Raw genomic sequence first — 6,000 nt, 5'->3', positions numbered from 1 at the left:
CGACTGCGGCGAGCGCCGGGCCAATTCCTCGAACACCCTCAACCAGATACCTCGCTTGGCCCAGCGATTGAACCGGTTGTAGACCGTTGTGTAAGGGCCGTACCGACCGGGAAGGTCGCGCCACGGAGCCCCGGTGCGCAGCACATAGAAGATCGCGTTCACCACCCGCCGATCGTCCACCCGCCGCTTGCCCTTGCCCGGCTTGGGCAAGAGCGGCCCGACAAGCGCCCACTCTTCATCGCTCAAATCATAACGTGCCATGATCTCCTCCTGCTTCGCGCAGAAGTGAATCACGCAATCAACGATCCGGGAATCCCCTTATTGAGTACAGACCCTAGTCGACGCGCTTCATGAAAGCCTCAATCGCAGCCCAGGCTTCCGGCTCGGTCATAAAGGGCGCATGACCGATATCAGGCACTTCGACATACTCAAGATCAGCCTTGCGCCGCTTCATTTCGGCCACGGTTTCCGGGGTCAGCAAATCACTGACCCCGCCACGAACAAGCAGGGTCGGGAATGCCTTGAACGGTTCCCATAATGGCCACAGATCCGGCGCCACATCGCTGGTGTCAATCTGTGCGACAATCGGGGCGTGGTAATCCGGTTCGATCCGCCGCTCCGCGGCCTCGATCCAGGTCTTGTGGGCAAAATCGAGCCAGAACGCGCGATCATCCGAGCGCTTGGGGAAAGCCGCGAGATTGGATTCGCGCGAACGCGCCGCCGCATCGTCCCAGCTCGTCACCGGTTCGCGCACCGACACATTCGCCTTGATCCGGCTGAGCCCCGCCTCGGCGATTTCCGGACCAATATCGTTGATGATAGCCGCCGCGATGCGCTCTGGTTGCTGGGCGGCGATCAGCATGGTCATCAGACCACCCATCGACGTGCCAATAAAGACGGCTCGCTCGACCTTCAGCGCATCGAGCAGGCCGACCATGTCGACCGCATAGGTGAGCGGCTGGTAACGCTCCGCTTGAGGATCCGGGTCGGAGCGCCCGCGTCCGCGCTGTGACACCACGATAACCCGCCGCCCCAGCATGGCCAGGCGCGGCGCAAGCTCTTCGAAGTCGCGGACATTCCGGGTCAATCCATGCAGGCAAAGGACCGGCACGCCCCGGGGGTCGCCGACAGGCGCATAGTCACGATAGTGCAGTCGTGGCCCGTCGACGGTCGTGAAGAAGTGATCGCTATACCCCTGTGACATCAGGCCGGCTCGACTGCTCGATCCGTCTGATCAGGCGCAACATGCTCGACCCAGTCGCGTGCCAGATGCCGCGAGGCCCAGAACATGAAGACTGCCGCCACCAGATACAGGCAGGATCCTATCAGGATGGAAATCCGCAATGAACCATCGCCATAGGTCGGTTCCAGAATGGTCGACAACCGGCCCAGCACATAGACGCCGCCGCCGATGCCGAGGAGGTTGTTGATGAGCAGGAACACCGAGGATCCGCTGGTCCGCAGGTGAGGCGGAAAAAGATGCTGGAAGGCCGACAGGACCGGCCCAAGCCAGGCCAGGCCCAAAGCAGTCGGAACAAACAGGATGATCACAGCGAGGGTGGCCGATGGCGACATGATCCCGGCCCAGTAGAGCGGCGCGGAGATCAGGAAGGCGATGGCCGGCACGAAGGCGAAGGCCGCCCGTTTGCGCTTGCCGATCCAGTCGCCCATCACGCCGCCCAGAACGATACCGAGGCTGCCGGCGAAGAAAAGGACGCCGCCGAACAACCAGCCTGTTTCGGTCAGGGAGAGCTGGAAACTGCGAGCAAAGAATGACGGAAGCCAGAAGAAGACCCCATAGCCCATCATCGAGGAGGCCGAGGCGCCCATGATCATCAGCCAGAAGCTTGGCTTCTCGAGAGCCAGATTCATGAACTCGCGGAAAAAGACGAAGAAGACACCAATCAGGGCACCGGCGACGGCACGCCCGATCAGCCAGGCAATCGCCCCCATACCAAAGCCCTCGCCAGTCATCAGGGCCGGGACGCCCCAGGCCACGAGACCAGGGATCAGCATCAGGACGCTGGCGCCCAGAGCGAGCACGGTCCAGTGCGCACAGCGACTGACCCACTGGCCGGCGAGCCAGCCGCAAACAGCCCCGACCGCAGCGGCCGCGATCAGAAGCCCGACGGACTGGCTGGCGCCGCCGCCGAAGACGGTAATGCTGAAAATGGCCAACAGGCTGGGCAGGGCAAACAAGACCGAACCGGCAATCGACAGGATGCGCGCCTTTGCGGGCGGATAGGCTGCCTCGGTCTCAAGGGCCGTCGGCCGTTTGGCGGGAACACCGTCAAACTGGCCGCGCCGGGGCTCGCGCACCAGAAGTTTGAAGACCGGCGCCAGAAACACGCCGGCCAGACCGACGATAATAAAGGCAGAGCGCCAGTCGAGGCTGTCGGATATCCCGCCACCCGCGATCTGGGACCCAGCGATAACACCAAAGGCACTCCCGACCGGGATCCCCAGCGAATAGATGGCCAAGGCCCGCGCGCGTTTCTCGGGTGGATGGTAATCCGCGATGATCGTGTAGGCCGGGGCGACGCCGCCAGCCTCGCCGATCCCGACCCCGACGCGTGTCAGGAAGAGCTGCATGAAATTGGTCGCCAGACCGCTCAAGGCTGTGAAGCCACTCCAGATCACAAGTGATCCGGTCATGATCCAGGTCCGGTTGAACCGGTCGGCAAACCAGGCGATCGGCACGCCCAGCGTTGAATAAAGCAAGGCGAAGGCGATGCCGCCGAGAAGACCGAGTTGCTCATCGGTGAGGCCCAGGTCTTCCTTGATGGGAATGGCCAGAATGGAAATAATCTGGCGGTCGAGGAAATTGAACGCGTAGACCAGAAACAGGAGCAACATGACCAGTTTGCTGTAACCCGCACTCGGCAATGGGGCCGCTTTCGACCCGGCTGGACTATCCGTCATTGTCTCTCCCCTGACATGGCCCGGTCACATCAAGGTGCCGGCTATCTCGATTAAGGCCAAACCTGAACCCTCATTCATGTTTGGTCAAACCCCAATTCCCTCAATCCTCTGCAGGCCGCAGCGTGCGCGAGTCTTGCTCCGCCTCCCGATGTGCCACACAATTGCCACGAAGCCCAACCGAATAAGGGGAAATAGGGATGAGAAATCTGGTTATTGCCGCTGCGCTCAGCGGTCTGGCCCTCGCCGGCTGCAGCCAACCTGCAGACGAAACCGCCACGATGGCCACCACTGCGGCATTCGAACCCGCCGTCATGGCGACGACCGCAGACATCAATGAAGCCGATTTGCGCTACCGCATTTCAACCCTCGCCGATGACGGGTTTGAAGGTCGCGCACCGGCCGCGCCCGGCGGCATTGCAGCCAGTCAGTGGATCGCCGACGAGATGGCCCGCATCGGCCTCGAGCCCGGCAATCAGGGCAGCTATTTCCAGCCGGTTTCGCTGCTGGAAATCACCCTCGACACGGCGCGCTCCGCGTTTGACGTCTTCTTCAATGGTGAACCGCTCGACCTCGCAATGGGCGATGATGTCGTCTACTGGACCAAGCGCAACCAGCCCGAAGTCTCGGTCGATGCCAGCGATCTGGTTTTCGTAGGCTATGGCGTTGTCGCCCCGGAATATGGCTGGGATGATTATGCCGGCGTCGACGTGACCGGCCGGACCGTGGTGATGCTGATCAATGATCCAGGCTTCGCCAATCCGGACGGCGGCATCTTCAATGGCAGTGCCATGACCTATTATGGCCGCTGGACCTATAAATACGAGGAGGCCGCCCGCCAGGGTGCTGCAGCCGTGATCCTGATCCACCAGACCGCGCCCGCCTCCTATGGCTGGAATGTCATCACCGGGTCCTGGTCTGGCTCCCGCCTCTCCCTCGCCCGCGAACCGGGTGAAGGCACATTTGCCGGCGTCGAAAGCTGGGTCACCGAGGATGTCGCACGGCATTTGTTCGAACTGTCCGGTCTCGACTTCAACACACTGACCGCCAGCGCGGCACAGCCGGGCTTTACGGCCGTTCCAATGACCGGCCTGAGTTCAGCCGGCACGCTGTACAACAGCACGCGGACGATGGATTCGCGCAATGTCGTCGGTGTCGTTCCCGGTACCGAACGGCCCGAAGAATACGTGCTCTATACCGGGCATTGGGACCATATCGGCACCCGCGACGTGCCCGATGGCGAAGACGGCATCTATAACGGTGCGGTCGACAATGCCTCCGGGACCGCGGCCATTCTGGAGATCGGCCAGGCCTTTATCGCCAATCCGCCGGAGCGTTCGGTGATGATCCTTGCGGTAACAGCCGAGGAATCCGGCCTGCTGGGTTCGGCCTATTATGGCGAGCATCCGCTCGTGCCTTACAGCCAGACCGTTGGCGGCATCAATATCGACGCCATCATGCCGAAGGGCCGCTCACGCGATGTGATCGTGGTTGGCTATGGCGCGTCCGAACTGGAGGACATCCTCACCGAAGAGGCTGCCGCCCAGGACCGCTATATTGTTCCGGATCCAAGTCCTGAAGCTGGTTATTTCTACCGCTCCGACCATATCTCGCTCGCCAAGCACGGCCTGCCAATGTTGTATGCCGATGGCGGGATTGACCTGATCGAGGGTGGTCGCGAAGCTGGTGAAGCCATCGCGGCTGATTACGGCGCAAACCGCTATCACGGCCCGGCTGACGAATACTCGGCCGACTGGCAGATGGATGGAATGGTCGAGGATGTGACGCTGCTCTACAATGTCGGCGCCCGCCTGGCCAATTCAGACGCCTGGCCAAACTGGTATGACGGCAATGAGTTCCGCGCCCTGCGCGACGCGCAGCGCACACCGTAGACAGCATCGCCAGAACGGCAAAAAGGGCGACCCCGAGGGTCGCCCTTTTTTTGTGCGCCGTTATGGCAAAATCAGAATGTCTGACGGGTTACGATCTTCTGGCCGCGCTGGTCGAGGCGACGCTGATACTTTTCTTCATCGAGCACCGCGCCGGAATGGACGCAGAACACCGCACGCACCTCGGAGATACGGGGCCAATGAATGAAATCGCACAGCACCGTACGCGGCGCCGCACCATTCGTGAGCTCGACACGCCCGAGGCTCTGGGCAAACACCAGATCGCTGCGGAACATACCCTTGTTGCGCAATGTCTCCAGAGTCTGGGCAAAATCACCCCCCAGGAAACGATCCGCCGGTCGGCCTTCAACTGCCTCGCGGGAGACACCGAATAATTCAAGCGCGCCGGCGGAGACCGCTTTGAACACACCCATTGAATCGGTGACGAATTCGATACCCGGGTTGAGCGTGACGAGATCGATCCAGGTCGGGGCCGGCGCTACGACGAAAGCGTCCTGCACCAGCTCCGCCATGCGGCGTTTGACCCGGTCAGGCGGATCCGATTCACCATTCTCCCAGCGCGAGATCATGGCCTGTGTGACCCCGAGATCGGCCGCGAGCGCCGCCTGTTTCAGACGCTTCGACATCCGGAAATTGCGGATGATCGACGGCCAGTTCACCTTGCTGGAAGACCCGCTGAGATTAATGTCCTGTACCAATTGGGCCCCCCTAGGGCTTGTTTCCCGTTGTGATATTCCAAGCTCCCACCTTCGACACCCCGAAGCCGGGCACATCAAATGGCAATACGCGAGTCGACACGGAGCTCACCCCAGCTTGCGCGCGCGTCTTCGTGAAAATGCCGCCAGATCATCCTGGCCGGGCCTTCGCGAAGTGTCGCAATCAGGCTGACGCAATACCCTCAGCTGCACTTTCAACGGTTTCGCCCATCGCGTCAAAGAATCCCGCTGGCTTCCGCCGCAAAATTTGACCGATCGGCACCCTGCCTTACCGGTTCGAGTCGACAGCAGGGTGGCTGCAGACCCAAATCCCCCTATCCTTTCAGAGCCATGACGTCGAAACATCTGGTTGCGCCTCGGCACTGCATGAAATCAGACCGCCCAACACAACCCGGTAGGCTCGCCCCCCATCAAGCCCGGTCTGTACCGCACGCGACAGAGCCAGTATGGTCTGC

General features: G+C 61.5%; 5 protein-coding genes. 1 reads left to right on the top strand and 4 read right to left on the bottom strand.

Annotated features, from left to right (window positions below; genetic code table 11):
- From BLT42_RS06535 to BLT42_RS06525, 3 genes are all read right to left on the bottom strand, one after another.
- A partial coding sequence (locus tag BLT42_RS06535; protein ID WP_143024068.1) for an IS5 family transposase occupies positions 1 to 261 on the bottom strand: 261 nt, incomplete at its 3' end.
- 73 nt (positions 262 to 334) lie between these two features.
- On the bottom strand, positions 335 to 1,204 hold the full coding sequence (locus tag BLT42_RS06530; protein WP_091768665.1) for an alpha/beta fold hydrolase: 870 nt from the start codon (positions 1,202 to 1,204) through the stop codon (positions 335 to 337).
- Positions 1,204 to 2,922 (bottom strand): spinster family MFS transporter, encoded by a 1,719-nt coding sequence (locus BLT42_RS06525; RefSeq protein ID WP_091768662.1) that lies wholly within the window; start codon positions 2,920 to 2,922, stop codon positions 1,204 to 1,206. The genes BLT42_RS06530 and BLT42_RS06525 overlap by 1 nt, the downstream gene beginning before the upstream one ends.
- A 197-nt stretch (positions 2,923 to 3,119) precedes the next feature.
- On the opposite strand from BLT42_RS06525, the gene BLT42_RS06520 reads away from it, so the two are divergent.
- Positions 3,120 to 4,811 carry a M28 family metallopeptidase gene (locus tag BLT42_RS06520; protein WP_091768659.1) on the top strand — a complete coding sequence of 564 codons (1,692 nt, stop codon included), beginning with the start codon at positions 3,120 to 3,122 and terminating at the stop codon, positions 4,809 to 4,811.
- 71 nt (positions 4,812 to 4,882) lie between these two features.
- On the opposite strand, the gene BLT42_RS06515 is transcribed toward BLT42_RS06520, so the two are convergent.
- Positions 4,883 to 5,527, bottom strand: coding sequence for a helix-turn-helix domain-containing protein (locus BLT42_RS06515; protein ID WP_176780282.1), 645 nt, complete (start codon positions 5,525 to 5,527; stop codon positions 4,883 to 4,885).
- Positions 5,528 to 6,000: the final 473 nt, after the last annotated feature.

The organism is Maricaulis salignorans, assembly GCF_900103475.1.
GTDB lineage: Bacteria > Pseudomonadota > Alphaproteobacteria > Caulobacterales > Maricaulaceae > Maricaulis > Maricaulis salignorans.
The sequence above is the reverse complement of the archived record's forward strand: the minus strand, read 5'-3'. Positions and strand labels throughout refer to the sequence as shown.